Raw genomic sequence first — 26421 nt, 5'->3', positions numbered from 1 at the left:
AATCAAGCAGCAGGCAATTCGCGCAAAATAGCAGACAATTCGAACGAACACGCAAGTCGCATAAATCGCACGAGCACCTTCAATCTTTTCCCAAAAAGGAGCGATTCTCTTGGAACAATTCAGACTTCCCAAAATCCCGATGCCCAAATTCGAACTGCCGCAGGCGGTGCAGGCCGTGCTGGACGAGGCGGACAAAGAACTGGCGCACCGTCCCAAGCTGCTGCAGCTGTTCAAGAACTGTTTTCCGAACACGCTCGAGACGACGACCAAGCTGATGGACGACGGGACGACGTTCGTCATCACCGGCGATATTCCGGCCAGCTGGCTGCGGGACTCGGTCGAGCAGGTCGTGCATTATATTCCTTTTGCCAAAGAAGACAAGGATCTCCAGCGGATCATCGGCGGGCTGATCAAGCGCCATGTGCAGTACGTGCGGATCGATCCTTATGCCAACGCGTTCAACGAATCGGCCAACGATTGGCACTGGAACAAAAACGACGGCACCGAGATGTCCCCGTGGGTATGGGAGCGCAAGTTCGAGATCGACTCGCTCTGCTTCGTCGTGCGTCTGGCTTACCTTTATTGGAAGGAAACGGAATTGACAGACATTTTCGACGAAGATTTCCGCATCGCGATGGAAGAGATCGTCAAGGTGTTCCGCACCGAGCAGTATCATATGGAGCAGTCTCCGTACCGTTTCGGCCGCGATAACGGCATTGCGCACGACACGCTGCAAAACAAAGGGCTCGGCATGCCGGTCAACTACACGGGGATGGTCTGGTCCGGCTTCCGCTCAAGCGACGACGCGTGCGATTTCCATTACAACATCCCGGGCAATATGTTTGCGGTCGTGGCGCTGCGCCAGATGCAGGAGTTTTTCGAATGGATTTTCCGGGATCAGGATTATGTGCGCGAACTCCAAAAATTGGAGCAGGAAATCGACCGGGGCATCGCGCTGTACGGCGTGTATCGCCATCCGGAGTTCGGGCCGATCTATGCGTACGAGACAGACGGCTTCGGCAACCACTGCCTGATGGACGACGCCGGCACGCCGGGCCTTATGTCGATTCCTTATCTGGGTTACACGAGCGCCGACGATCCGATCTACCAGAATACGCGGCGTTTCGCATTGAGCAAAGAAAATCCGTTCTATTACGAAGGCACAGCGGCAAAAGGAATCGGCAGTCCGCACACCCCGCCGAATTACGTCTGGCATATGGCGCTTTCGATGCAGGGCTTGACGGCGCAGAGCAAGGAGGAGAAGCTTGAGTTGATCGCCATGCTGGAGAATACGGACGCGGACACCGGCTATATGCACGAAGGCTTCCATGTGGACGACCCGACGGTGTTTACGCGCAAATGGTTCGCCTGGTCGAACAGCCTGTTCTCGCAGCTTGTGTACAAATCGATGAAGGAGGGCATCCTGTGAGTGAAACTTATTTAAAAAAAGCGGCGGAGCCGGTGAACGGACGATTGATCTTTTTCCGCGATCCGAGCTTTCCCGCTTCCGGCCCGCTGCCGGGACTGAAAGAACTAAGCGCGTACGGCGTCGTGACGAGCGCGGCCGATCTCGGCGACGCCTTGAACGATCGCTGCGGCGACGGAAACGGCGTATTGGTCAATCTGCATGCGCCGTATTTCCCGGAGAGCGCCTGGAGCAGCATCCTGAAGTTTCTCCAAAAAGGCGGCGGCCTGCTGAGCGTCGGCGGCGCGCCGTTCAAGCGTCCGGTACGTCAGGAAAGCGGCCGCTGGCGGATCGGCCCGGAGCAGACCGGCTATCACCAGCAGCTGCATATCCATGAAGCGCTGCCGGTGGACGCTTCCCGGGCGGTCCGCCTGGAAGCTTCGCCGGAGCGGCCGCTGCTGCGCGGCGACGAGATCCTGTTCGGCGGAGCAGCCGGCGCGGAGCCGGGCTCCGCTGCGGGCTCCGAACCGGGCGCGGACTCGCCCGGAGCAAGCGTCGGCACCTGGAATCTGGTGCCGCATACGACCCGCGACGCCGATCTGCCGGAGCAGATGGGCTCGGCGGGCACGATGAGCACGTTCATCACGCCGCTGCTGCGGGCGTACGACGCGTCGGACCGGCCGATCGCGGCGCCGGTCGTGCTGTGGGAGCAGGTGCGCGGCGCCTTCGCCGGCTCGCGCTGGATCTTCGTGAACCGTCCGCTGACGGCGTCGCTGTCCGAAGGGCAGGGGCTTGAAGCGCTGGCCCGCTGGGCCGCGTTCTGCGCCCGGGAGACCGCGGAGCTGTCGCTTGCGACCCGCAGCGCGGTCTACGAGCCGGGCGAGCGAGCGCGGCTGACGCTGCGCGCGCAGATCATCCGGCGCGCCGGGCTGCCGGCGAATCTGCCGGCTTTTGCGGGGCAGGAAGACGTCGGCCGGCTGATTACCGGCGGCAAAGTCGAGCGGATTGCTAAATCCGGCGCGGGCGGAGAAGGGACGGTATCGACGGACGGAACTCAGGCTGCCGCTGCGCAGACCACCGCGGAAAATACCGGAGCGCAGGCTTCGCCCCACACCTGGACATTCCGTTTGAGCGTCGCGGCGCCGGACGGTTCGGAAGTGTTCGCGCGCGAGATCGCGGCGCCGGTCACGTACGACTGGACCACGCTGAATATTCCGCTGACGTTCGACGTACAGCCGGGACTGTACCTCGTCACATGTATCGCCGAATCGCCGGCGGGCGAAGTGCGCGTATTGAAGCAGGGCTTCTGGGGACAGGACGAGGATCTGCTCTCTTCCGGCAGTCCGATCTCGGCGAACCGCGATTATTTCGTTCAGGACGGACGTCCGCTGCCGATCGTCGGCATGACGTATATGACGTCGGACGTCGCGCGCAAATTCTTGTTCCTGCCGAACGCGGCCGTCTGGGACCGCGACATGGCGGCGATGGCGAATGCCGGCATCAACTGGATTCGGACCGGCATCTGGACCGCGTACCGCAACGTGATGCAGGTCGACGGACATGCGTCCGAAGAAGTGCTGCGCGCGATCGACGCGTTCCTGCTGACGGCGGCGAAGCATAAGCTGCACGTGACGTTCACGTTCTTCTCGTTCACCCCGGAGACGTGGGAAGGCACGAATCCGTATCTGGACCCGCAGAGCGTCGAAGCGCAGAAGCGCTTTATCCGCTCGATCGTCAGCCGCCATACGCGGACGACGCATGTCGATTGGGATCTGATCAACGAACCTTCGATGTTCGATCCGCTGCAGATCTTCTCGAACGGACCGCGTTCGCTGCATGACGAATACGAGCGGGCTGCTTTCGTGACCTGGCTCAAGAACCGTCACGGTTCGATTCACGAGCTGCGCGAACACTGGAACATGACGCCGGCCGAGCTGCCTTCGTTCGAAGCGGCGGCCGTGCCGGAGTTCGCCGACATCAATTTCGACGTGCAGGATATGCACAAAGGCAAAAAAGGCACGCGCTGGCTCGATTATTCGCTGTTCTCGGTCGAGATGCACAGCGCCTGGGCGGCCGAGCTGACGTCGTCGATCAAGCAGTTGGTCCCGGGCCATCTCGTGACCGTCGGGCAGGACGAAGCGCTCGGCGCGCAGCGTCCGTCGCCGCTGTTCTACGAAGATGCCGTCGATTACACGACGGTTCATTCGTGGTGGCTGAACGACAGCCTCGTCTGGGACGGCGTGTTCACCAAGACGCCGGACAAGCCGAACGTGATCCAGGAGACCGGCATCATGTACGTGGAGACGCCGGACGGCCGGGCGAAGCGCAGCGAAGCCGAGCTGCGCAATTTCCTGGAACGCAAATACGCGTACGCCTTCTCGACAGGCGGCGCGGGTGCCATCCAGTGGATCTGGAATACCAATTTCTATATGGATAATGCCAACGAATCGCATATCGGCGCGCTGCGCGCCGACGGTACGGAGAAGCCCGAAGCCGACGTCTCGTACGATTTCGGAAGCTTCATGGCGCAGGTCCGCGACCTGTTCCAGGGACGCCGCCTGGAAGAAGTAGCCGCCGTGTTCCCGTATTCGAACGATTTCTCGAACCGCTCGTTCGCGGTCGAGAGCACGAACCGGCTGACGCGGGTGCTGACGTACGGACTCAAGCTGCCTTTCCGGGCCGTGTCCGAATACCGGCTCGACAGCCTCAAGTCCCATCCGGCCAAGCTGATCCTGCTGCCGAGTCCGCACAACATGGACGAGGATTCGATGAAGAAGCTGCTGCGCATCGCCAAGTCGACGCAGGCGACGCTTGTCATTACCGGCCCGGCCGGACTCGACGCCTACTGGCACGAGTCCGACCGCGCGGACAAACTGCTCGGCATCCGCACGCTGTCGAACGTGCGGCGAGAAGAGATGCTGGAGCTTGACGGCAGACGCCTGCCGGTCTCGTTCGGCGGACGCCGCATCGCGGAGACGCTCAAGGAAGTGCCGGCCGACGCCGAAGGCCGGGCGGACGCGGTACTCGACGTGCCGAACGGCAAAGGGCGCTTGATCTGGAGCCCGCTGCCGCTCGAGCTCGGATCGGGCGACGAGCCGATCGCCGAACTGTACCGCTACGCCGCGAAGCAGGCCGGCGTCGTCGACGACCTGGACTGGCTGGCCGGCGGGGAACTCGCCGGCGTGTACGGCCGCAAGCTGAACTTTGCGGCCGGCAGCCTGTACGTATTCGTATCCGAATACGCCTGGGACACCGAGATCAAGGTGCGTGACCGCGCGAGCGGCAAAGTGTACGATTTCATGCTCGAGAGCGAACGTTCCGTGCTGTTCGCGGTGGACGCTTCGGGCGCGGTTACGGCAGTCTACCGGCCGCACGAAGTGGAGATCGAAATCGGGGAGTAGGTACGCAAACAGGCGGGCAGCCTTCCGGGCATCGGCGGATTCCTCAAGACTTTCGGACTTTGCGGATCGCAGCCGTCTTCCGCCAAAACCGACTTCATACAGATTCTGACGCGTTTTCCCATCCGGAAAACGCGTCTTTTTAATGCGGGTTAATGCGGATTAATGCGGGAAAAGGCGCTCCGTCCGTGCTGTGCCTATATGGAGAGCCGTCGTTTTGCCTGCTTTCTGAGTCACGCCGCCATGTAAGGGTTAATTGGAGAAAGTGCGACGCAGGGGATTTTTTGTTGGAACTTTTCGGCAGAAGTCCGCGTCTATTTTCAACAGGAGGTGCATGAAGCATGAAAACTTACACTCGTGCGGCGAGCCTGCTCGGTGTACTGCTGCTGAGCGGTGCTCTGGCGGCCTGCGGCAGCGAATCCGAACCCGCCGCTCAGACCGAACCGGCCGGAACGGCCGCGACTTCGGGCCAAGAAGGTATCGAGGAACCGGCGACAGCGCCGGCCGACGAAGCGGCGGCAGACGACAAGGAAGGCGACAAGACCGCTGCTGCGGACACGAAGGAAGAAGCGGCTTCGGGCGACAAAGCGTCCGCTGACACGGCAGCCGACGGCAAAACGGCTGCAGGCGATTCCGCGGACGACAAGAAGCCGGAAGCGGCAGCTCCCGGCTCTGCCGACTCCAAGAACACCGATTCCAAAGGCGGCGCGTCAAGCGATGCCGGAGCGGCGGCTGCGGACATCAAACCGGCCGACAAAGCCAAACAGGGCAAAAAAGGCGCGGGAGCGGACCGTCCCAAAACCGAATCGTTCGAAGTGGCCGGAGCTTCTTCGACGGATTCCGTAACGGGCAGCCTGCAGGAAGGGTACGGGTACGCTTTTTACGCGATGAAAGGCCTGAAGTTCGATGCCGAGAAGAATCTGCTGACGATGGCGGACAACCCGGATTACTACGCGACGATCACGCCGCTCGCCAAGGGCTACGGACTGGCGGGCCTGCGTAAAGAAGGACAGACCGCGCTCAAAGACTACGGCAAAGCCGCCGAGCTCAAAGGAGCGAATATCCCGGCCGCCTTGTCGGCTTCGCGCTTGTTCATGTCGGCGGAAGGCGATAACGGCACCGGCCAATTCGGACTTTGGGAAACGCAAAACAAAGGGTACCAAGTCGAAATCCACATGCCTTCGGGTACGGAATCCGAGACGTTCGGACCGCTTGTCTACGCTTCGATCTCGACGCTTGCCGACTGAACATCCGCTTATCCGTCGATCGTCGAAAGCCGCAGCCCGGTGTGCGTTTCGTTCGCCGGACCCGATTTGAAACAAGCCGTGCCACCAGGCACGGTTTTTGCTTGCCGCCGGATGGGGTATGTTATACATGCGCGGAGAAATTCAGACAGAAGCGGAGGCGATCGACTTGCCGGACCGAAAATTGCTTGAAGAGCTGTACCGGATGCGGGATCTGAACGGAAACGACGACGATCTGGAACGGTTTACGGATATATTGAACGAACTGTGCGAGAAAGCTTCGGCGGATGTGATTGCGGATTTGTGCCGGATGCTGGAAGACGACGTGATCGAACCGAGCGCGGCGGGGGATCTGCTCGAGACGATTTTTTATATTTCGGAACGATGCGGGATCGAAGAAAGTATGCATTATCTGGCGCTGGGGATCCCGGGTCTGTTCCCCCGCGCCGAAGGCTGGGCGATCCGGCTGCACCGGATGCTGCTCGATTCGGATCGGCCCGATGCTCCGTATATCGAATATTATGGTACGGCGCTGCGCGGCATTCCCGCCAGGATCGTGCGCCGGGCGGCGAATACGGTGCTGGAGATCAAACGGGCGCAGCCGGAACTGTACACGGAAAAAGTGGATCTCTTCACAGAAGTGCTGATGCGCGGGGAAGAGATTGGCGGAAATCGCGTCTGTACGCGGCATTAGAGAGTGACGGAAAGCGGAAGGATGGAGGTGGCGGACGTGACGATGGAACCGGAACAATTTAACGCGGTTTGGAATACGGAACTCGACGGGCCGCTGCTGCGGTTCGATGCCGAGGCGCTGGAAGCGGTACCGCTGACCGAAGAAGCCCGGCGATTCCTGATCGAGGCCGGACTGCCCGGCGACTCTGCTCCGTATCTGGAATTCCGTTCCGGTGAAGGCACATTGTCCGACCTGAAGACGGCTTTCGGCATGCCGAAAGAATATTCGGCCTACTGGCTGCTCGGAACGACGGGATACGGCGATCCGGTCTGCCTCAAGGCCGGCAGCTCGCAGGTGGTCTGTATCCGGATGGAACAAGGCGGCACCGAATGGTTCATCAACTCGTCGGTGCCGCAGTTCGCGGAATTTCTGCTGGTCTACGCGGAGCTGGTGCAGCGAACGATTCGCGAGAACGGACCGGACGCTTTTCTGGAAAACGAGATCCCTCCGGACACGCTGAAATGGGTCGTGCGGGAATTCGGCCGGATCGATCCGGCGGCGTTCGCGCAGGGGACGTTCTGGCGGCAGGAAGTGGAAGAACGCCTGCAGCGCTGAGTACTCGGAGGTACATAGTAAAATAGCGGCCTTTATGCAGCTCACACCAGACGAGAAAAAGGGACAGGGTTCATTTACGATATCGACTGATGGTTTGTTCGGGAAGAGAATCCTTCACCGACGGACGGTTTGCGTCCGTTCGGTGATTTTTTGCGCGATCCGATGCGGATTCGCGTTTTTTATTGTAGGATAGAGTGTGCGTCTCGCGAACGCGGGTCTGCATCACTGCATCAGAGAATCGGAGGAACATCACGTGGAATCTGTCAACAAGCCGGAAGGCGACAAGCTTCAGAAAAAACTGCTGCCCCGGCATATCAGCTTTATGGCGATGGGCGGCGTCATCGGAACGGGAATCTTCAAAGGAAGCGCCGAGACGATTGGCCTGGCGGGGCCGGGCGTTGTCTTGACGTATCTGTTCGGCGGCCTGCTGCTGCTGGTCGTCATGGGCGCGATCGCGGAACTTGCGAGCGTCTACCCGAACCGCAATATGAAAGATTTTGTCCGGCAGGCATTCGGTCCCCGGCCGGCATTTATCGTAGGCTGGCTGTACGCGTTCCTGATGCTGACCGTCTGCGTGATCGAAGTGACGGCAGCCGGCTCGTTTTTGCAGTACTGGATGCCCGGCGTGCCGCTGTGGGTGCTCAGTCTCGCCAGCGCCGCAGTGATTCTCGGCATCAACCGGATGAGCGTCGAGACGTTCGGGGAAACGGAATTCTGGTTGGCGGGGATCAAGATCGCCATGATCGTGGTGTTTGTCATCCTCGGTGCGGGGCTGCTGTTCGGTCTGATTCCGGGTGCAAGCGACGAAGCTCCGGGATTGACGAATTATACGGCGCACGGAGGGTTTCTGCCGAACGGCTGGCTGTCGGTGTTCTCCGCCCTGCTGGTCGTCATGTTCTCGTACGGCGGTTCCGAACTGATCGGTCTGACATTGACCGAAGCCAAAGACGCGGAGAAAGTCATGCCGCGTGTGGTCAAGAGCTTTATCGTGCGCGTCGTGCTGTTCTATACGCTGCCGATCCTGGTCATTTGCGGATTGATTCCGTGGAACCAGCTGGCGGGGCAGAACAGTCCGTTCGTACAGGTGCTGGAAGCGACAGGCTTGAGCGGCGCCGCGCATATCATCAACTTTATTCTGGTAACGGCGGTGCTGTCTGCGGCGAATTCCAGTATCTACGGAGCGACGCGGATGCTGCATTCGATGGCGGCAGCCGGCGAAGCGCCTAAAAGTCTCGGAACGACGACGCCTCAGGGGGTTCCGGTCGGCAGCCTGCGTTTGTGTGCGGCGGTGCTGGTCCTGGGCGCGCTTGCGGCTTTCTTCATGGGCAACAGCCTGTTCTCGTTCCTGCTGGCCGTGCCGGGCTTTGTCGTGCTGGTCGTCTGGGGTTCGATCTGTCTGGCCCAGCTCAAGCTGCGTCCGAGCTATCCCAAAGCGCCGACATTCCGTATCTGGGGTTACCCGTATATCACGGGAGCGACAGCGGTCATTCTTGCCGTTATCGCGGCCGGATTCCTGTTCGACCCGCAGAACCGCCTCAGCATCGGAGTATGTATCGGCGTGCTGGTGCTGCTGATCGTCTGGTCGATATTCAAATTCAAGAAATCGTAACCTTTTCCCCTCTATACACAACGGAAAAAGCCTGCCGGCGATCGAAGTCGCGGCAGGTTTTTTGCGTGCATAAATTTTCACAGATACTCGCCGAAACAGACTCTCGCCCGGTCCCAATCCACGCCGAGATGCCCGCGCCAACCGGCCCAAGGCATCTCCAGATCGGAGCGGCCCTGCGTCGTGTCGAGTTCCATGCCGGCTTCGACCATATCTTCGTAGTCGATCCAGTGCTCCGGCTCGATCCGCAGCCCCATATTCGGGATTACGCCGAGTTCCGATAGGACGTCGAGCAGGCTGCGCCGCGTGCCGCCGTTGCCGCGCAGTACCTTTTCCGCACTGAGCCGTTTCTCCAGTTTGCCCGGCGTTTCGTCCGGCTCGGCGCGCGACAGCGCTTCGAGCAGACGCTTAAGCGCGGCTGCATCTTCCTCGGTCGGATCGACCTGCGGCAGTTCGACGCGCTCGCTCAAGTCGGCATAGACCCCTTCGGGCGAATGCCAGCGGTAGCCGAGCCAGAGCGATTCGCGGATCCGCGACAGCGCGATGGACCGGTTCAGCGAATGTTCGCCATGGCCGCAGACGCCGCAGGAGAGAATCCTGCGCGCCGGTCGGTAGTCGTGCGGCGGAATCAGCCTGGCGAAACGCAGCGCGACCGGTCCGTTCGCTCCGCGCCGATAGCTGCCGCCGACGGCGGCGACAAATTCGCCGGTCAGACGCGCGTCCGACAACCGTTCGTCCTGGCCCAACTCGGTGATTCGCGCGATCATCTCGTTGTGTTCCAATACGATCATCTCGTTGGCTTTCCAGCCGATCTCCTGCATGAACGCTTTTTCTTCGGCGGACAACACGGACTCGTCAAAATGAGTCGTGCCAAGCTTGGGGTCGTACGTGCCGTTATTGTAGGCATAGAGCTTTTTGTAGAGGGCTGTGCGTTTCTTGTAACCGGGGTCGATAAAGGTCATTTCGTCGCTCCTTTGGCCGGCAGGGTTGGGTGGGCGGCGGCCGGATCGGCCGCCAATTCTCTGCGTACAAGCTGATCCGCCTGCCGGGTCGTCTCCGGCAGACGGTAACGCGGGGCAAGCTTCAAGATCCATTGGCAGGCCGTCTCCGGCGAGAGGAGATGGCCGGGCGAGACGAATACCGGTTTGACGCCGGTCTGCGTACGCAGAGCATAACCGACAAGCTCGCCGCCGTCCAGCAGCGGCGAAGCGGAAGTGCGCTCGGCCTGCGGTTCCTCGTATTCGCCGACCAGCCGGGTTTTGCCGCAGCCGATTGACGGCGTGCCAAGCAGCAGACCCAGATGGCTGGCCAGTCCGAATCGCCGGGGATGCGCGATGCCCTGACCGTCGCAGACGATCAGATCGGGCCGCCGCTGTAGGCGCGCGAATGCCTCCAGTACGGGAGGCAGTTCCCGGAACGAGAACAAGCCGGGGATATAAGGAAAAGCGGGAGAACCGGAAGCCGAAGCCGTCTCGACAACTTCCAGCGTATCGGCGTCCAGCACGACTACCGCCGCAGCCAGCCGGTCATCGTCTTTGTCGTAAGCGACATCGACGCCTGCGGCATAACGCACGTTGAACGGATCGGGATCGCGCAGAGAGACTTGGGACGCCAGTTCGAGCTGCAGCCGGACGGCTTCTGCTTCGTTCAGGTTCCAGGGATGATCGAGAATCGGGTGCACAGGGAATCCTCCAGTCCTTATGTAGCGTAAAGGTCAGTCTTCCAAGAGAGCGTCGAGAGAAAAGCGTACCCGGTACGTTCGCTCCGTACGGGCGACTTCGAAGCTTCCTCCGTGGTTTTGAATGATTTTCTCGCAAACTTTGATGCCGATCCCGGTACTGCAGGTGGTATCGGCATCGGGATCAATCGCATTTTCGATCTCGATCTGCAGTTTTTCCTCGCGCAGCGAGCATTGAATCTTGACCGGTTCGGACTTGTCGGCGTATTTGATAATATTGGTGAACAAATTGCCGAATACTCTCTGAATAGACAGGACATGAATATTCAGCGCAAACGGAATCGGGCAGGGGGTGAACACGATTTGAAATCCTTCGTTCACCAGCAGAGGGGAATGAATCCCGATCGACTGATCGATCAGCTGGATCCCGTTATACGTTTGCCGTTCGGGAAGTTCGTTCGGATGATGGGCAAAAGTAAAATATTCGAATAACTGATCGGACAGATGCTTGATCTGATAAGCGTTATCCTTGCTGTTGGCAAGGTATCGGGTGAACTGTTCTTCGGTTTTGTATTTGCGGTGTTTGAGAATATCCAGATAGCCGATTAGCGCCGTAAGCGGGGTGCGCAGGTCGTGCGACATCGCGGTTACCAGCTCGTTGTTGGCGTTTTTGGCTTCTTCTTCGTTGGCGAGCCGTTCGATAAAAGATTTCCGCATTTCATTGACGCTTCGAGCGAGGGAAGACAATTCGTCCTGGCCTCTGATCGTAATGGGATACTCCAAATTGCCGCCTTCAAGAATTTGGATCTCGTTCTCGAGTACTTCGATATAGGAAGTTTTGCGGTGGATCACCAGCACCATGAACAGCAGGAACAAAGCGAACGAAAGAGCCAAACAAGAAAAAGTCACGATATTGTAGTACCGGTATTCGAAAAACGATTCCACAAACACCCGCGTTTCTCCGTCCAAAAAAGAAACATCGAAAAGGGAGTCCTCCGGCATAAGCGGAGCGGCGAACCGCCCGTCCTCTCCCGGATCGTAACCGTCGGAAGAGTAGATAAGGTTCTGGGCGCGGTAGATGTACACCCGGACATATTTCTTGTCGTCGACCCACTCGGAGATCCGCTCCGCGTCCTGAATCCTCAAGTGATTTTCCGCGACATAGGCCGACAGCTGGGCAGCCGTTTTCCGGTTCTGGCTGCTCTCGAACGAAGATTCGGTGAAATACCGGTTGAGCAGCTCGTCTCCGGCATACTGGGTCGCTGCATAGAACAGCACGGACATCACGGTGGCCAATAGCAAGGCGGCAATCAGCTGGACTTTCAGCTTCAGGCCAAACGAGAATTTATTCAATCCGGTACCCCTTTCCCCAGACGGTTTGGATCAGCTTGGGCGTCTGCGGGTCGGCTTCCGTCTTTTTTCTCAAATTGCGGATATGAACCATGACGGTATTGGTGCAGCTGTAAAAGTAAGGTTCTTCCCAGACGCTTTCGTACAGATTCTGCGCCGAGAAAATCTTTCTTCGATTCCGGGCCATCAAGAGAAGCAGCTGGTATTCGATCTCGGTCAGCTGAATTTCTTGTTCCCGGATAAAGACTTCGCGGGACTCCGGATTGATCGTCAAGTCTTGAATATGGATCCGCTCCGCGGGTTCTTCCGTTTTTTCTTTGCCCTGATACACGTAATAGCGTCTGAGCAGGGCTTTCACCCGGTACACCAGTTCCGTATAGGAGAAAGGCTTGGACAAATAATCGTCGCTCCCTGCGGAGAAAGCCATGTATTTATCCGAATCCTGCGTTTTGGCCGTCAAAAACAAAATAGGAGCGCTCGTTTTTTGCCGGATCTCTATGCAGGCTTTGAAACCGGACTTCTTGGGCATCATGATGTCGAGGATAATCAGATCGATATGCTCATCCACCTGGTTTACCGCATCTTCGCCGTCTACCGCTTCAAGCACCTCGTAATTTTCGCTTTCCAGCAGAACCCGGACAATCTCGCGGATTTCGCTGTTGTCGTCGGCGATCAAAATGGTTTTGGAATCGTTCACCGGACTTCCTCCATCAGCAGAGCTGTTTTCTTTTGACAATTCTACAACTTATGTTACATGAAATCCGGGCTTTTTTATAGCGCAGGACTCACTCCCGTTCCTCCTCAACCTGCCTTTTCGGCGTCCGCTTAAGAATTTTTAAGAATTGAGCTAAGCGGTTCTTAAGAATATTCAAGTAATTTCGGAAAGGTATGGATTCGATCATGAACAAGAAGGGACAGCATCGAAATGAATCTGCTTAGAAAAAAAGGCGCACGAAAATGGATCATCGTTCTGCTGCTTGCCATCGGTTTGGGTGTATGGGGGGGATGGGCCTTCCTGTTGAACGATAAGGGTTCCGAAGAAGGGTCTGTGCAGACGATGCAGACGGTATCGCTGGCGAAAGGAGAAATTGTCCGTCCGCTGTTGGTCTCGGGCGTCGTCCGAAGCCAAAACAGCCGGAATGTCTACGCGCCTTCTTCGTTAAAACTGACGGAAGTCAAGGTCGCGGAAGGCGATGTGGTCAAAGCCGGGCAAAAACTGGCGGCGCTGGCCTCCGACGAACTGGTCCAGGATATCAAATCGGCCGAACTGAATCTGGCAAACGCCAAAGAGATGCGAAGCGGCACCGGCAAAGATCAAAAAAATGCGATTGCCGAAGCCGAAGGAAGCCTGAAAACGGCCGGGATTGAAGTGGAAACGGCGCGTCTGCTCTACCGGGACACCAAAGCGCAGGCCGAGCAAAAGCCGGGTCCCGCCGTATTGTCGGCTCTGGCCGACCTTGAGACCGCGCGCAGACAGCTGCAGCTCGGTCAGCAGCAGCTGGACGGGAAGTCTGGCACCGCCGTTCTGTCGGCGAAGCAGGATCTGGACATTGCGCAGCGCCAGTACGATACGCTCAAAGCCAAAGTGGATCAGGGGGCGGATCAGGCGGTCGTCTCCGCGCAGAAGGAATTGGATATGGCGCAGCGCCAGTACGATCTGTTGAAAAATCAAACCGAAGGCTTATCCGGAAACGGGATTCTGTCCGCCCGCAAAGAAATGGAGATCGCCCAGCGGACGTACGACCAACTGACCGCCCAGGGAGATTCGACGGCGGCCGTACGCGCGGCGCAAAAAGAGTTTGCGGTGGCGGAACGTCTGTACAGCGAGATCCAGGCGCAGCCCCAGCAGACGCCGGCGGTTCAAACGGCAAAATTGGAACTGGATGCCGCGTCCCAAAAGTACGCACAGCTGCAAGCAGGCAAGCCGTTAAGCGAACAGGCGGCGTTAAGCCGCTACAACAGCGCGGTCGAAACGCTGAATCAGACGCAAAACGGATCGGGTTCCCGGGTGAACCAGGCTTTGGTCGACGTGCAGAACGCAGAGCGGGATTACCGCTCCGCCCTGGCGCGGTATGAAGCAAGCCGGACCGCGGAGAATCCCGACGGCGATCCGGCTCTCCAAGACCGGGTGGATCAAGCGGTCTCGGCCTTAAGCGAGAAGCAGGCGGGCGTATCGGCGGCGAACCAGACACAGGCCGAGACGGTCAAGGCGGCCCAAGATGCGGTCAAACAGGCCAATCTCGACTACCAGCAGTCTGTGGAGGGTTCGGCGGAATCGCTTGAGCAGGCCCGGCTTGCCGTCGAACGCGCTCGCCTGGGCTACGATACGGCCGTCAAAGGCACGGCGGAAGCCGCCATCAACGCCAAAGACGCCTGGGAGAAAGCCGGACAAGCCTATGAACAGGCGCTCGAGACGGCCCGGGAAGCGCGGGTCAATGCCGGGGATACGCTGGAAAAAAGCAAACAGGCTTACGAGAATGCCCTTGGCGGCACGCAGGAATCGTTCACGGCGGCCGGGGATACGCTGGATAAAGCCAAACAAGCTTATAAAGCTGCGGTTGGCACAACCAAGGACGCCTTGATCGCCGCGCAGGATGTGCGGGACAAAGCCAAGCAAACGTACGCAAGCGTCGCAAACGGAGCCAAAGATACGCTGGCCGCCGCCCGGGAGACGCTCGCGAAATCGGAGATCGGCTACGAAAGTTCGCTCAAGAATCAAAGCGATGCCTTCGCTTCGGCCGCCGCCGCTCTCAAACGGGCCGAGAACGGGTACGCCGCCGCGGAATTGAATCTTCAGATTGCCGGCTCCAAAACGGACGAAGCGGCAAAGCTCGGGATCGAACTGCAGCAGGTTGCGCTGGATAAGCTGCAAAAACAGCTGCAAGATACCGTAATCAAAGCTCCGATCGCCGGTACGGTCACTTTCCAGCATGCGGCCGTGGATCAATTTGCAGCCGGATTGATGTTTACGATCGAAGATACATCCCGCCTCCAGATCTCGGCTTCGATCGGCGAGTCGGATATCGGTTCCCTCAAAGCCGGCCAGCAGGCCCTGATCAAGACGGAAGGAACCGGCGAACAAGAATTCAAAGCCCGCGTGATAGACGTCGGAGCTTCCGCGGTCAAGAACAGTACGGAAGAAGCGCCGGCCAATACGACGGTACAATTCGCGGCCAACCTTGAGATCCTTGAAGCCGATCCCCGAATCCGGATCGGGATGAACGCCCGGATCAATATTGTCGTGGACAGCAGGAAAGAGGTATTTACGGTCCCTCTGGAAGCGGTGAAGACAGAAGGCGGCGAGGAGAGCGTCTATGTGGCAGCCGGCGATACGCTGCAGGAAATCCCTGTCCGGACCGGACTGCAGAACGATATCCTGACAGAGATTCAATCGCCCGCGCTGTCGCCGGGAATGGCGGTGGTCGCAGACGCCAGCGAAGCGGCCCCGCCGACGGCGGTTTCGCCCGGATCGCAGGGGGGCGTGATGTTCGATGATTGAGATGCGCAATCTGACCAAACGTTATTTCACGGGTACGCCCAATGAAATTACGGTGCTGGGCGGGATCGATCTGAGCATTAAGGCGGGAGAATTTGTTGCCATCGTCGGCCAGTCCGGTTCCGGTAAGTCGACCTTGATGAATATCATCGGAGCGCTCGACCAGCCGAGCGGCGGGGAATACGAACTGGACGGGACTCCGATCCAGCATCTGAACCGCAGTCAGCTCGCTTCGGTTCGCAATCACAAAATCGGTTTTATTTTTCAATCGTTCAATCTGATTCCGCGCAGCAGCGCCCTGAAAAATGTGGAACTGCCGATGGTATACGCCGGAATCAAAAAATCGCCGCGCAGTCTCCGGGCCAAGAAACTGCTGGATATGATGGACATGGGCGAGCGGATGAACCATTATCCCAACGAGCTGTCCGGCGGCCAGAAGCAGCGGGTTGCGATTGCCCGCGCACTGGCGAACGACCCCGATATTCTGCTGGCGGACGAACCTACGGGAGCCTTGGATTCGAAGACCGGCCATCGGGTCATGGACATTTTTCTGAGAATCCACCGGGAAGAGAAGAAGACCATCGTCTTTATTACGCACTCCGCCGAACTGGCGGAACTGTGCCCGCGCGTCATTACGATCAAGGATGGACGGATCGTCTCCGACGAAGCCGGCAGCCGTGCGGGAGGTTCCGCCGATGGTTGAGAACCTGCTGCTTTCGCTGGAAAGTCTGCGTGCCAACAAAATGCGTTCTTTTCTCACTATGCTGGGGATCATTATCGGGATTTCTTCGGTGATTGCCATCATTTCGGTCGGCAATGCCCTGACGGCTTCGGTCACCAGCCAATTCGCCGAATTGGGCATCAATAATGTAACGCTGGGTATTCAGGCGCGCTCGGACGGAGCGGCTTCTTACGATCCGAATTCGGTCAAAGTACCCAAAGATTCCGATAGGCTTTCCACGGCGCAGATCGAGACGCTGATGCAGAAGTTTCCCGAGATCGAGACGCTTTCCTTGTCCGACGAAGCGGGACGCGGCAAAGCTCGCCTGGGCCGCAAAACCAGCAGCGTATCGTTGACCGGAGTCAACTTCGGTTACGCCCAAGCGAACAAAGTCAATCTGGTCCGGGGGCGGTATATCCGCGAGGCGGATATCGAAGCGGCACGCAGCGTCGTTGTCGTCTCGGATCGGACCGCCGAAGCGATATACGGCTCGATCGATTCGGCGATCGGCAGCCGTATCGTCATCTATACCGAGAAAGCGATCAAAGAATTCACGGTCATCGGCGTGTATCAGTATGTGCAGTCCGGTGTGCAGGGCGTCACGGCCCCGGGTTCCGAGCTTGAGACCGGCGCTTATATCCCGGTCAGCCGTGCCAAAAAGGATATGCCCTACAAAAATTTCATGTCGCTTACCGTGATTCCCCGTGCAGGCACCGACCTTACTCTTTTTACGGAGAAGCTGAGTGCCTATCTGGGCGAGCTGTATGCGAACAACAAAGAATGGGAAGGCTACGCCTATAATATGAAGAGCGAGCTGGAATCCACCAATTCGGTCATGAACAGCCTGTCGCTTGCGATTGCCGCCATTGCGGGCATTGCGCTGCTGGTCGGAGGAATCGGCGTCATGAACATTATGCTGGTATCCGTAACGGAGCGAACGCACGAGATCGGGGTCCGCAAAGCGCTGGGCGCGCAGGATTCGCATATTCGGCTGCAGTTCGTGGCGGAAGCGGTCATGCTCTCGGTTATGGGCGGGCTGATCGGAATCGTGCTCGGACTGGGATTGGGATTTGCCGGTTCCGCTCTTGTAGGCGCGCCGTTTGAACTGCCGGTTTACGTGATCCTGGGTACGGTGATGTTCTCGATGTTTATCGGTATTTTCTTCGGCTACTATCCGGCGAACAAAGCGGCGCGGTTGAATCCGATCGACGCTCTGCGTTATGAATAAAAAAAGGAGGAGACCCCGGGGTCTCCTCCTTTTGCGTTTAGAGCGCCAAACCGCTTTTTCGGGTGCGGTTCAGATAAATCATCAGGAATACGAATGCCGCCGCAAACGATGCCGTAATGATCCAGATCGGAATGCGGGGGTCAAGCGTATAGGCCCAGCCGCCGACGATGCCGGCCGGCGAGGTCAAGAGCAGAATAACGACCGACAGCATGGAGAAGACTTTGGCGCGCTTCTCGTCGTCGATCGCATTCTGGACGGCCGCTTCGAGATACGGCGAGCTGATCATCAAGCCGACGGCGGCAAGTACGGTACTGAGGCCGATCCAGAGCAGGCTTGAGGTCGGCCACAGCACGAGCATTACATTCGACAGGACGGACAGTGCGAAACCGGCCATCATCGAGAGGGTTTCTTTTTCCGCCCGGATCTTCGGCATGATAAACCAGAGCGCAAGCAGCATGATGATCGAAGACACGGCCGGAACGAGCGAGATCAATCCGCTGTCCACATGCAGATAGTCGGCCAGATACAGCGACAAATAGGTGGTCTTGAGCGTCATCTGGAAGTTGAACAGAATGTAGACGACGAAGATCAGCATCAGGCTGCGGCTGGCGAACAGATCGCGGATCGCGCTGCTGTAGTCGATCAGACTGGCCTTGAGTCCGAGTTCTTTCGTTTCTTTCATCTTGCGATAGCCCATTTCCGTTTCCTTCGTCGTCAGATGGCGTCCGATAAACTGGAACGTCATCAGCACGGAACACATCACGTACATGATCCGCGTACCGTCGACCAATCCGTAATGCTTGACCAGCAGACCGCCGAGCGGAGCGAACAGACCGCCTACGACCCCGATGATCTGCAGCAGCGTGAACACGTAAGTGCGGTCTTTGGGCGGCGTATCTTCCACGATCAGACAGTAGAAAGCGACATGCGGCACCCGCTGCAGGCCGTTGATGAAGGTCGCGATCACGAAGAACCAGACATTCTGCGAAAAAGCGAAGATCAGCATCGCCACGCTCCAACTGAGCACGTCGAAGATCAGAATCGCGCGTTTGCGGCCCAGTCTGTCGGTCAGATACCCGCTCATAAACGCCGCCATCACCTGAACCAGCAGTCCGAGCGTCGTAATCCAGCCGATGTTCGTCTCGGTCACGCCCAGCTCGTACATGTAGAGCGTCGCATAGGTGGCTACCATACTGTACGGAATCAGGAAAAAAGGCTCGAAAGCCAGACAGCCCCGACTGTTGCCGCGGAGCTTCGGGAAAAACGTTCTTGCCATGCGATACTTCCTCCGGTGTCGTAAAATGAAAAAGATTAAAGCGTTTTCGATCCTGCTAAAATATAGGTTACTATAGAGGAAAAGAAAAAAATAGCCGAACACCAAAAAAGTTGGGGAGGAACCGACATGGCTGAACGTACACCCTTCATACAAGTCGCTTCGTACGATCCGGCCTGGCCGCAGGAGTTTGCCAGAATTGCCGCGGCGGTAAAGCAATGGATGGGGGATCTGCTGATCGGCATCGAGCATGTGGGCAGCACTTCGGTCGAAGGATTGGCGGCCAAACCGATCCTCGACCTGGATGCCGTCCTGACAAGTGCCGACAGGCTGCCGGAAGCGATCGAACGTCTGGCAGCCCAGGGGTTCGAACATCAAGGGAATCTGGGCATCGCAGGAAGGGAAGCTTTTCGTCCGACGCGGGATTTCGGCTTCATGAACTATCATCTGTATGTCTGTCCGCCGGAGGGCCGGGGATACCTGGAACATATCGCGCTGCGCGATTACCTGCGGGGACATGACGAAGCGCGGGACGAATACGCCCGGATCAAGCGCAAGCTGGCCCAGGCGCACCGAACGGATATCGACGCTTATGTGGAAGGGAAGTCGGCGTTTGTGCAGGACATTCTGCGCCGTACCGGCGTCTAAACCGCAGCCGAAAAAGAGAGCAGGGAAGCCGCCGGTGACATGGCGGTTCTCCTGCTCTCTTTTTGATCGGCGTATTTGCTTCGCGCTCTCCGCGCAGGAATCGGTACGGATGCTGCGAAGGCGTGGGGAATTATGACTTGCCCAGCAGCTTGTCCGCCGCGATGGCAAGAAACGCTTGACCCGCGACCAGCAGAGCGCGCTCGTCGATATCGAAGCGGGGGTGATGATGCGGGAACGCGGTGTCTTCGCTGTCGTTCTGCGAACCGACGTTGAAGAAATGGCCCGGGCGATGCTGGAGATAATAGGCGAAGTCTTCCGCACCCATCGAAGCGTCGAGGCCATACAGCGCTTCTTCGCCGAATGTCCGTACGAAGATATCGCGCACCTGCTCCGCCTGCTCCGGCGGATTGACGAGCGCCGGATAGCCGTTGACGTAATCCAGCTCGTAAGTGGCATGTTCGGCCAGCGTGATGCCGTGCACCATATCGCGGATATCGCGTTCGAGCTGCCTGCGCACTTCGGGATCGAAGCTGCGCACGGTGCCTTCGATCTTGGCTTTGTCGGCGATCACGTTGAATGCCGAACCGGCCCGGAACACGCCTACAGTGACGACCGCGGGATGCAGCGGATTGATATGCCGGGCGACGATATGCTGAAGCGAGGTGACGAGCTGGCTGCCGACGACGATCGCATCGACCGTCTGGTGCGGCTTGGCACCGTGACCGCCTTTACCCTGCACCGTAATGTCGAACGAATCGACTGCCGCCATCGACGGTCCGGAAGAAACGGACAGTTTGCCGAGCGGCATATAGCTTGCCAGATGTGCCCCGTAGACTTCATCGATGCCTTCGAGCGCTCCGTCTTCGATCATGGCGATGGCGCCCCCCGGCAGTTTTTCTTCGGCATGCTGGAAAATAAAGCGCAGGCTTCCATGGAGTTCGCTCCGGCGTCCGGCCAGCACTTTGGCGACTCCGAGCAGTGTCGAGGTATGTCCGTCGTGTCCGCAGGCATGCATCACGCCGGGGTTATTCGATTTGTAGGGGACGTCGTTTTCTTCTTCGATCGGAAGGGCGTCGAAGTCCGCGCGGAAAGCGATCGAAGGTCCTGGATTCGCTCCTGCAAGATCCGCCAGGATGCCGTTGCCGCCTACGCCGGTACGCACCCGGTAGCCGAAGCTTTCAAGCGTATCCGCGATAAATTGGGCCGTCTGCGTTTCCTGGAAAGAAAGCTCCGGATGGGCATGCATATGGCGGCGCCACTGCACGATCTGTTCGTATTCGTTCTCGAGCTGCCGGATCCACGTTTCTTGGGTTTGTAAAGTCATGGCTTGGGTTCCTCCCGGATCTTATCGAATGATAAAACATACTATACCGCCCTGATATGTCTACCAAACTATCACTTTCCAAAAAAAGCGTCAAATCTACGACTTTTTTCGACAAAAAGTATCAAAAAACGCATTTTTCTGCCGATAATAAAACGGTAGATCGAGAAGGACGTGCCATTTTTAAAACGAATATCCAAAATCAACCGGAAAGTGGGATGTCATATGAAAGTCCGAACGAAATTATTCTCCATTATCCTGCTGCTGGTCGCGGTACTGGTCGGAAGCGGTGTACTGTCTCTGGTTTCAATCGAAAAAGGGATGACGAACAGCGGTTTTCTCGAAGAGAAGCTGGAAATGCAAAAGTTCCTAAAGCAGCTTCAATATCGAATGACCGGATTTGCCAACGACGAACGCGGCTACCTGCTGACAGGCGACACGGAATTTGCCGAAGGCATCCAGGAAAAGACGGCCGAATTGGAAAAGCTGTTGGCGGATGAATCGAAAAAATTGGCCGGGCAGGACCTTGAGTCGCTGCAAAAAATCGGCAGTGAGCTGAGCGAGCTGATCGTACTCAACCAGCAGGTTGTCCAGTTTGTCGAACAGGGGCAGATCGAGCAGGCCCAAGAGCTGCATTTCGGCGAAGAGCGCACCCTGCGCAAAGAACAGGTCGATCCCGCCGTCAATACCTTCGTCGAACGCCTGGATGCCGAAGTTGCGGCGCTTGAAGACAAGAACCGCCGCGAAGCGGATGTCAGTCAAAACATTCTGTTCTACAGCGTTATCGCTTCGGCGATTATCGGCCTGGCGCTCGGTTTCTGGCTGCTGCGTTCCATCATGAAACCTCTCACCCTGCTTAACCGTCAGATGAGCGGAATCGCCGAAGGGGATGCCGATCTGACCCGTACGATCGAACTTCGGCAGAAAGACGAATTCGGCGAACTGGCCGGCAGCTTTAACCGTTTTGTCGGCTCGCTGCGCGATATGATGCAGCGGGTGGGGGATGCATCCGAACAGCTGGGCGCGGCTTCCGAGCAGTTCTCCGCCAGCGCGGAGCAGTCCAAATCGACTTCGCACCAGGTTGCGGCAGCCATGCAGCAGATTGCCGAGCGTTCGGGCGAACAGGCACAGATCACCGGTCGCAGTACGGCATCGGCGCACGATGCGCTGGAACAGATTACGGAAATTGCGTCTTCGACAGCCGCAGTCGCTTCTTTCTCGCAGGAAATGAGCCGCCAGGCGGATGAAGGCGAACGTGCCGTGATCCGGATCGCCGACCAAATGACGGAAATCGATTCCGCTGTCGGCGACGCGGACGAACGGATCCGGCAGTTGGCCGTTCATGCGTCGCAGATCGATTCGATCGCTTCGATGATCGACGAGATCTCGGCGCAAACCCATCTGCTGTCCCTCAATGCTTCGATCGAAGCGGCACGGGCCGGCGAATCGGGACGGGGATTTGCCGTCGTCGCCGGAGAAGTCAAGAAACTGGCCGATCAATCCGGAGGGTCGACCCGCGAAATCCGCGAGCTGATCGTCAGTATTCAGCGGGAAACGCACGCGGCGATGGATATGATGCATGAAGTGAAACGCAAAGTTCACGAAGGCGCAGACGCTACGCGGCACGGCGCCAGCCAGTTCGTGGGCATTCTCGAGTCAATCGGAGAAGTCTCGGGCCGCACCGGCGCGATGGCGGCTTCGACCGAGCGGATCCACGCGGGCTTCGCGGAAGTCTCGCATTCGATGCAGCGGGTCAGCGAAGGCACCAGCGAAATTTCCGGAGGCACGCAGGAGATCGCGGCGGCCACCGAAGAGCAGCTTGCCGCGAGCGAAGAAATGCTGCACGGCGCCTCTTCGCTGAATCGCCTGGCCGAAGAACTGCAGACGCTGGTCTCACGGTTCAAGGTGTAAAAAAGGGCCGCCGTTGTGGCGGCCCTCAACGTGTCGAGAAAGTATGATTCCGAGAGAAGCGAAGAGGCGGAGGGAGAAATTCAGTGAAGGAACGATAGTGTTCGCCTTTGAAATCGGGAAAATTCCGCTAAAATCCAATCCTTTTTCCCGATTTCAACACGCGACCGGAACGAATTTCTCCCGCAGCCGACGAGCTTACTAAACGAATAGGACTTTCTCGACAGCCTGAGGGCCGCCGTTGTGGCGGCCCTTTTCAGCGGCTGAAGATCAGGTGTTTGAAACCGCGGCGATCGCTTCGAGGATCGCCGCTTTTTCTTTGCGCAGCACGGCGCCGGCGTGCAGGGTGTTCAGCAGCCGGAGCAGCTCCGCGCGCTCCGGTTCGCTGTTCGGCCTGGCGAGCAGAGCCGGCAGTTCCCCTTCGGGCAGGCGGCTGATCGCGGAGATGGCCGCCATACGCTGCGCGTCGGCGCCCTGCAGCCAGCGGATCAGGTCTTCCGCCTGCGGCCGGGAGGCGGCGAGAAGCTCATCCCAGCCGCTGAATGGAAACGCGACATGAGGTTCCATCCACCGGATGACCCGGCGGCTGCGGAACGGCGTCAGCGAATAGGTCGGCGGCTGCATGCGCCGCTCCGAAGCTGCCGCCTTCGCCTCGAGATCGCGCAGTACGAGCGGCAGACCTTCGCTCTCCGGCAGACACAGTGCCGCCAGTCGGTGAAGCACCTGATCGTCGAGGCCCGGGGGCAGGACATTCGGTTGGCTGGCGTCCAACGGACGTTCAGCATCATTGATCTTTTTTCTGGCCGCGGTCCAAATCGAGCGCACCCAATCCGCGGCTGCACTGCGCAGCATAGCGCCGATCAGCAGCAGCCTTCTGCGATGATGGCTGTCCGGCTGCGGCTCCCGGCTGCGAAGCAGCCATTCCCGAATGATCTGGTCCGAGTTATGAAGATCCGTAAGAAGAGATCCGGATCCTGCCATAGACTGCACATCGGAAGCATGCATCTCGACAAAAGCGAGCGCGGCCGGCAGATCGTCCCGAACCTTTTCCCATTTCAATTCCGCGTAGTCGCTCAGCCAGGCCCGCCATCTGCGTCCGTGGGCTCCATCGGGCTCCAATCCGTCCGGTCTGAGAAAAGGTTCGTAGGCATCGGCGCAGGCGCCGATCAGCCCGAGCCGGGTAATCCGTTCGATAAATTCCGGAAGCGTTGGAGCGAGCAGCCGGAATTCATCTTCTTCGTGCGACCAGGATACAACGGCCGACGAGCCGGAAGATTCCAGGTCGAACAGCAGCAGGTCGCCGTTGCCGGCCATATGAAAAGCCAGATAGCGACGCTGCTCCGTTTCTTCGCCGTCTGCATCGAAGAACAGCGGGAACTCAAGCTCCGACAGATTCCAACCCAGATCGCCTTCGAACATATCGAATGGCACAAAAGCCGTGGACGGAAGGCTCCAGCAGACGTCTGCCTGGGAAGCACCGAAACGGGCTAGTACCTTGTCAACACTAAAGGTAAGGTTACGCTCCCCTGAATCGCACCTAAAGCGTGTGCGTTTCAGGAAAACGTAAACCTCGGATTAAGAGTTGAAAGGGTACTAGATCTTTCAGATCTCGGGGAAGTAGGATGCCGAGCTGAAGCTCCGCATTTTGAATAAGTTCTTCAGGATCATTAATCAAGTTTGTCACTATTCCGCTGCCGCCTGTTCCCGTTTCATAAGCCGACAATGTAGAGATAAGGGAAGACCATTCGTCCATCCACTCTTGGAATTTTTGTTGCGTGATACGCAGTTCCATTGTGTTGTCCTTTCTTTTTATAAAGATAGAGGAATCTGGCCATTCAATTGCATTAAATAAAATTTCAAAAAATTTGGTCCAAGGGGTTTCAATGTTCGCTAACTTGTATATAATAACTGTTAGATAGTAAGAACCAGACCTAAAGACCTTTATTTCAGCAAGACTAGGCCGAAAGTCCTTTTTACTCCCAAACTCACAAAAGAGGTGCAAAACGATGAAGAATGGTCTGAAAAAGCTGTCCGGAAGTCTGTTTACGCGTGTATTGGCCGCAGCCGTACTGGGTATGCTTCTACCTGCGTTGTTGAACGTTGTGCTTATGAGCGATTTCGTCCAACGGGCGAATGTCAGGCATGCCGGACCGTTTGTGATCTCGATTGTCGGCTTTGCCGTCTCGTTCATTCTGCTGTTCTTCATTTTAAAAGGGATTGTGCGTCCAATTCAAGCGGCGGCGTCGCAGCTGAATCGGATGGCGGATGGCGATTTTACCGAACGCATGGACGACAAACATCTGAAACGCAGCGACGAAACCGGTATCCTGACCCGTGCGGTCGATCGGATGCAAGCTTCGTCTGTCCGGATGCTCTCGGCGGTATCGCAGGAAGCGGATGAGCTCCAGGCAGCGACCCAAATCGCGGAGAGCAAGTTTATCGGGATGGAAAACGGTCTGCGCCAGGTGACGGCTACTACGGAGACGATGTCGGCGGGGATGCAGCAGACGGCCGCGTCGGCTGAAGAGATCGACGCTTCGACCCAGGAGTTCGGCCGGGCCGTCGGATCGATTGCCAAACGTGCCGAAGAAGGCGCGGAAGAAGCCGGTCAGGTCAGTGCGCGCGCCATGGAAATTCAGGAGAATCTGACCCAGGCCGTAGAAAATACGAGCAAAATCTATGCGGAAGTCAAGCAGGAACTGGATACGGCGCTCGCCGAATCGCATTCCGTCAACATGATTCGCACGTTGGCCGATTCCATCCTCCAGATTGCGCAGCAGACCAATCTGCTGGCGCTGAACGCTTCGATCGAAGCGGCCCGGGCCGGAGAAGCGGGCAAAGGCTTTGCGGTCGTGGCCGACGAGATCCGCAAGCTGGCCGATGCTTCGAAGAAGTCGGTCGAACAAATTCATGGGGTAACCGAGAAAGTAATGGGTTCCGTCGATAATCTGCAGCGCCACTCGGGCCGCCTGTTGAACCTGATGACGACGGAAATTGCGGCCGATTACCAGATGATGCAGGCCAATGCCGACTCTTATCTCCAGGATGCGCTGTACATCGAGAACATGGTCGCCGAATTCAGCGCCACAAGCGAACAGCTCAGTGCTTCCGTGCAAAATTTGACCAAAGCGGTCAGCGAGATTGCGGCAGCGAACAGCCAGGCGGCCGAAGGAACGCAGATGATCTTCGCGCAGGCTTCGGATGTGCTTGAAGCTTCCGACGAAGTGGCCGTTCAGGCCCGCCGGACGGGCGAGAGTTCGCAGCGTCTGGAAGAACTCTCGGGCCAATTCCGGTTCGTGAACGAATCGGTAGAAGCCGCCGCTTCGGTTCTGCCCGTTCGTCAGCCGGCAGGCGGTTCGCTGCCGGGTACGTTCGAACCGAAAACGCCGCGCCAACCGCAAACTCCGCGGACGGCCTGATCCCGAACGTTTTGGCGGCAGCCGTGGGGGCACGCTGAACGGGATGGATAACGGCCGCGCGGACGGCCCACTATTTAAGCGAAGCTTCTCTATGAAGCTTCGCTTCAACGTGTCGAGAAAGTCGTATTCCAAACAAAGTGAGGAGGCGGAGGGAGAAATTCAGTGAAGGAACGATAGTGTTCGCCTTTGAAATCGAGAAAATTCTGCTGAAATTTAATCTTTTTCTCGATTTCAACACGCGACCGGAACGAATTTCTCCCGCAGCCGACCCGCTTCTCCTACGAATAGGACTTTCTCGACAACCTGGAGCGAAGCTTCTCTATGAAGCTTCGCTTTTTGCTGTTTGATTCCAATCGACGCAAGGGCATAACGAACACGAAAAGTGCCTAAATGCGAAAAAATTGTTACACTAACAGAGATAGACGGTTCAAGCAGGAC

20 protein-coding genes are annotated in these 26421 nt (G+C 57.9%); 12 read left to right on the top strand and 8 right to left on the bottom strand.

Features of this window, described 5'->3' with window-relative positions; all coding sequences use genetic code 11:
- The first annotated feature begins 109 nt into the window (after positions 1-109).
- The 6 genes from HRQ60_RS08575 to HRQ60_RS08550 all read left to right on the top strand — a co-directional run bounded on the left by HRQ60_RS08575 (position 110) and on the right by HRQ60_RS08550 (position 8944).
- A complete protein-coding gene (locus HRQ60_RS08575) occupies positions 110-1429 on the top strand; it encodes a glycoside hydrolase family 125 protein (RefSeq protein ID WP_172195362.1) in 1320 nt (439 codons plus the stop codon).
- Positions 1426-4806 carry a beta-galactosidase gene (locus HRQ60_RS08570; protein ID WP_172195360.1) on the top strand — a complete coding sequence of 1127 codons (3381 nt, stop codon included), beginning with the start codon at positions 1426-1428 and terminating at the stop codon, positions 4804-4806. The genes HRQ60_RS08575 and HRQ60_RS08570 overlap by 4 nt, the downstream gene beginning before the upstream one ends.
- Before the next feature lie 338 nt (positions 4807-5144).
- Positions 5145-6050 (top strand): hypothetical protein, encoded by a 906-nt coding sequence (locus tag HRQ60_RS08565; protein WP_172195358.1) that lies wholly within the window; start codon positions 5145-5147, stop codon positions 6048-6050.
- 166 nt (positions 6051-6216) lie between these two features.
- The gene (locus HRQ60_RS08560; RefSeq protein WP_172195356.1) at positions 6217-6741 is read left to right on the top strand and encodes a hypothetical protein; all 525 of its coding nucleotides are present in this window, start codon (positions 6217-6219) and stop codon (positions 6739-6741) included.
- Between the two features lie 42 nt (positions 6742-6783).
- A complete protein-coding gene (locus tag HRQ60_RS08555; protein ID WP_246281239.1) occupies positions 6784-7335 on the top strand; it encodes an SUKH-4 family immunity protein in 552 nt (183 codons plus the stop codon).
- 322 nt (positions 7336-7657) lie between these two features.
- The gene (locus HRQ60_RS08550) at positions 7658-8944 is read left to right on the top strand and encodes an amino acid permease (protein WP_172195427.1); all 1287 of its coding nucleotides are present in this window, start codon (positions 7658-7660) and stop codon (positions 8942-8944) included.
- A gap of 77 nt (positions 8945-9021) precedes the next feature.
- On the opposite strand, the gene HRQ60_RS08545 is transcribed toward HRQ60_RS08550, so the two are convergent.
- From HRQ60_RS08545 to HRQ60_RS08530, 4 genes are read right to left on the bottom strand one after another with little or no spacing between them, the layout of a single operon-like run.
- A complete protein-coding gene (locus tag HRQ60_RS08545; protein WP_172195352.1) occupies positions 9022-9903 on the bottom strand; it encodes a hypothetical protein in 882 nt (293 codons plus the stop codon).
- Positions 9900-10622 (bottom strand): deoxyribonuclease V, encoded by a 723-nt coding sequence (gene nfi / locus HRQ60_RS08540; RefSeq protein WP_172195350.1) that lies wholly within the window; start codon positions 10620-10622, stop codon positions 9900-9902. The genes HRQ60_RS08545 and nfi overlap by 4 nt, the downstream gene beginning before the upstream one ends.
- Before the next feature lie 33 nt (positions 10623-10655).
- A complete protein-coding gene (locus HRQ60_RS08535; protein ID WP_172195348.1) occupies positions 10656-11972 on the bottom strand; it encodes a sensor histidine kinase in 1317 nt (438 codons plus the stop codon).
- A complete protein-coding gene (locus HRQ60_RS08530) occupies positions 11965-12666 on the bottom strand; it encodes a response regulator (RefSeq protein ID WP_172195346.1) in 702 nt (233 codons plus the stop codon). Before HRQ60_RS08530 ends, HRQ60_RS08535 begins: the two co-directional genes overlap by 8 nt.
- Positions 12667-12894: 228 nt before the next feature.
- Between HRQ60_RS08530 and HRQ60_RS08525 the strand changes: the two genes are divergently transcribed.
- Genes HRQ60_RS08525 through HRQ60_RS08515 form a run of 3 tightly spaced genes read left to right on the top strand, consistent with a single transcriptional unit; the run spans position 12895 to position 17414 of the window.
- Positions 12895-15468 carry an HlyD family efflux transporter periplasmic adaptor subunit gene (locus HRQ60_RS08525; protein ID WP_172195344.1) on the top strand — a complete coding sequence of 858 codons (2574 nt, stop codon included), beginning with the start codon at positions 12895-12897 and terminating at the stop codon, positions 15466-15468.
- Entirely contained in the window at positions 15461-16168 is a 708-nt protein-coding gene (locus HRQ60_RS08520; RefSeq protein WP_172195342.1) for an ABC transporter ATP-binding protein, read from the top strand. The genes HRQ60_RS08525 and HRQ60_RS08520 overlap by 8 nt, the downstream gene beginning before the upstream one ends.
- A complete protein-coding gene (locus tag HRQ60_RS08515) occupies positions 16161-17414 on the top strand; it encodes an ABC transporter permease (protein WP_172195340.1) in 1254 nt (417 codons plus the stop codon). The genes HRQ60_RS08520 and HRQ60_RS08515 overlap by 8 nt, the downstream gene beginning before the upstream one ends.
- A gap of 37 nt (positions 17415-17451) precedes the next feature.
- Here the strand turns inward: HRQ60_RS08515 and HRQ60_RS08510 are convergent, their stop codons facing one another.
- The gene (locus tag HRQ60_RS08510) at positions 17452-18690 is read right to left on the bottom strand and encodes an MFS transporter (protein ID WP_172195338.1); all 1239 of its coding nucleotides are present in this window, start codon (positions 18688-18690) and stop codon (positions 17452-17454) included.
- A gap of 126 nt (positions 18691-18816) precedes the next feature.
- On the opposite strand from HRQ60_RS08510, the gene HRQ60_RS08505 reads away from it, so the two are divergent.
- Entirely contained in the window at positions 18817-19335 is a 519-nt protein-coding gene (locus tag HRQ60_RS08505; RefSeq protein ID WP_172195336.1) for a GrpB family protein, read from the top strand.
- A gap of 130 nt (positions 19336-19465) precedes the next feature.
- Here HRQ60_RS08505 and HRQ60_RS08500 read toward each other — a convergent pair whose 3' ends face one another.
- Entirely contained in the window at positions 19466-20659 is a 1194-nt protein-coding gene (locus HRQ60_RS08500; RefSeq protein ID WP_172195334.1) for a M20 metallopeptidase family protein, read from the bottom strand.
- Between the two features lie 222 nt (positions 20660-20881).
- On the opposite strand from HRQ60_RS08500, the gene HRQ60_RS08495 reads away from it, so the two are divergent.
- Complete coding sequence (locus tag HRQ60_RS08495) at positions 20882-22567, top strand: methyl-accepting chemotaxis protein (protein ID WP_172195332.1); 1686 nt, start codon at positions 20882-20884, stop codon at positions 22565-22567.
- A gap of 267 nt (positions 22568-22834) precedes the next feature.
- Here the strand turns inward: HRQ60_RS08495 and HRQ60_RS08490 are convergent, their stop codons facing one another.
- The gene (locus HRQ60_RS08490; RefSeq protein ID WP_172195330.1) at positions 22835-23983 is read right to left on the bottom strand and encodes an SMI1/KNR4 family protein; all 1149 of its coding nucleotides are present in this window, start codon (positions 23981-23983) and stop codon (positions 22835-22837) included.
- Positions 23984-24101: 118 nt separating this feature from the next.
- Positions 24102-24356, bottom strand: coding sequence for a hypothetical protein (locus HRQ60_RS08485; RefSeq protein ID WP_172195328.1), 255 nt, complete (start codon positions 24354-24356; stop codon positions 24102-24104).
- A gap of 214 nt (positions 24357-24570) precedes the next feature.
- Here HRQ60_RS08485 and HRQ60_RS08480 point away from each other — a divergent pair, with 214 nt between their 5' ends.
- Entirely contained in the window at positions 24571-25983 is a 1413-nt protein-coding gene (locus HRQ60_RS08480) for a methyl-accepting chemotaxis protein (RefSeq protein ID WP_172195326.1), read from the top strand.
- Positions 25984-26421 lie beyond the last annotated feature (438 nt).

The sequence above is a fragment of the Saccharibacillus qingshengii genome (assembly GCF_013185195.1).
GTDB classification, from domain to species: domain Bacteria; phylum Bacillota; class Bacilli; order Paenibacillales; family Paenibacillaceae; genus Saccharibacillus; species Saccharibacillus qingshengii.
This window is presented reverse-complemented; position numbering and strand designations above follow the sequence as displayed.

Coding starts and splice junctions, on each gene's coding strand:
- HRQ60_RS08520 (WP_172195342.1), top strand. CDS start 15,461: ATGATTGAGATGCGCAATCTGACCAAACGTTATTTCACGGGTACGCCC.
- HRQ60_RS08510 (WP_172195338.1), bottom strand. CDS start 18,690: ATGGCAAGAACGTTTTTCCCGAAGCTCCGCGGCAACAGTCGGGGCTGT.
- HRQ60_RS08480 (WP_172195326.1), top strand. CDS start 24,571: ATGAAGAATGGTCTGAAAAAGCTGTCCGGAAGTCTGTTTACGCGTGTA.
- HRQ60_RS08500 (WP_172195334.1), bottom strand. CDS start 20,659: ATGACTTTACAAACCCAAGAAACGTGGATCCGGCAGCTCGAGAACGAA.
- HRQ60_RS08525 (WP_172195344.1), top strand. CDS start 12,895: ATGAATCTGCTTAGAAAAAAAGGCGCACGAAAATGGATCATCGTTCTG.
- HRQ60_RS08555 (WP_246281239.1), top strand. CDS start 6,784: ATGGAACCGGAACAATTTAACGCGGTTTGGAATACGGAACTCGACGGG.
- HRQ60_RS08545 (WP_172195352.1), bottom strand. CDS start 9,903: ATGACCTTTATCGACCCCGGTTACAAGAAACGCACAGCCCTCTACAAA.
- HRQ60_RS08490 (WP_172195330.1), bottom strand. CDS start 23,983: ATGTTCGAAGGCGATCTGGGTTGGAATCTGTCGGAGCTTGAGTTCCCG.
- HRQ60_RS08505 (WP_172195336.1), top strand. CDS start 18,817: ATGGCTGAACGTACACCCTTCATACAAGTCGCTTCGTACGATCCGGCC.
- HRQ60_RS08495 (WP_172195332.1), top strand. CDS start 20,882: ATGAAAGTCCGAACGAAATTATTCTCCATTATCCTGCTGCTGGTCGCG.
- HRQ60_RS08565 (WP_172195358.1), top strand. CDS start 5,145: ATGAAAACTTACACTCGTGCGGCGAGCCTGCTCGGTGTACTGCTGCTG.
- HRQ60_RS08515 (WP_172195340.1), top strand. CDS start 16,161: ATGGTTGAGAACCTGCTGCTTTCGCTGGAAAGTCTGCGTGCCAACAAA.
- HRQ60_RS08485 (WP_172195328.1), bottom strand. CDS start 24,356: ATGGAACTGCGTATCACGCAACAAAAATTCCAAGAGTGGATGGACGAA.
- HRQ60_RS08550 (WP_172195427.1), top strand. CDS start 7,658: ATGGCGATGGGCGGCGTCATCGGAACGGGAATCTTCAAAGGAAGCGCC.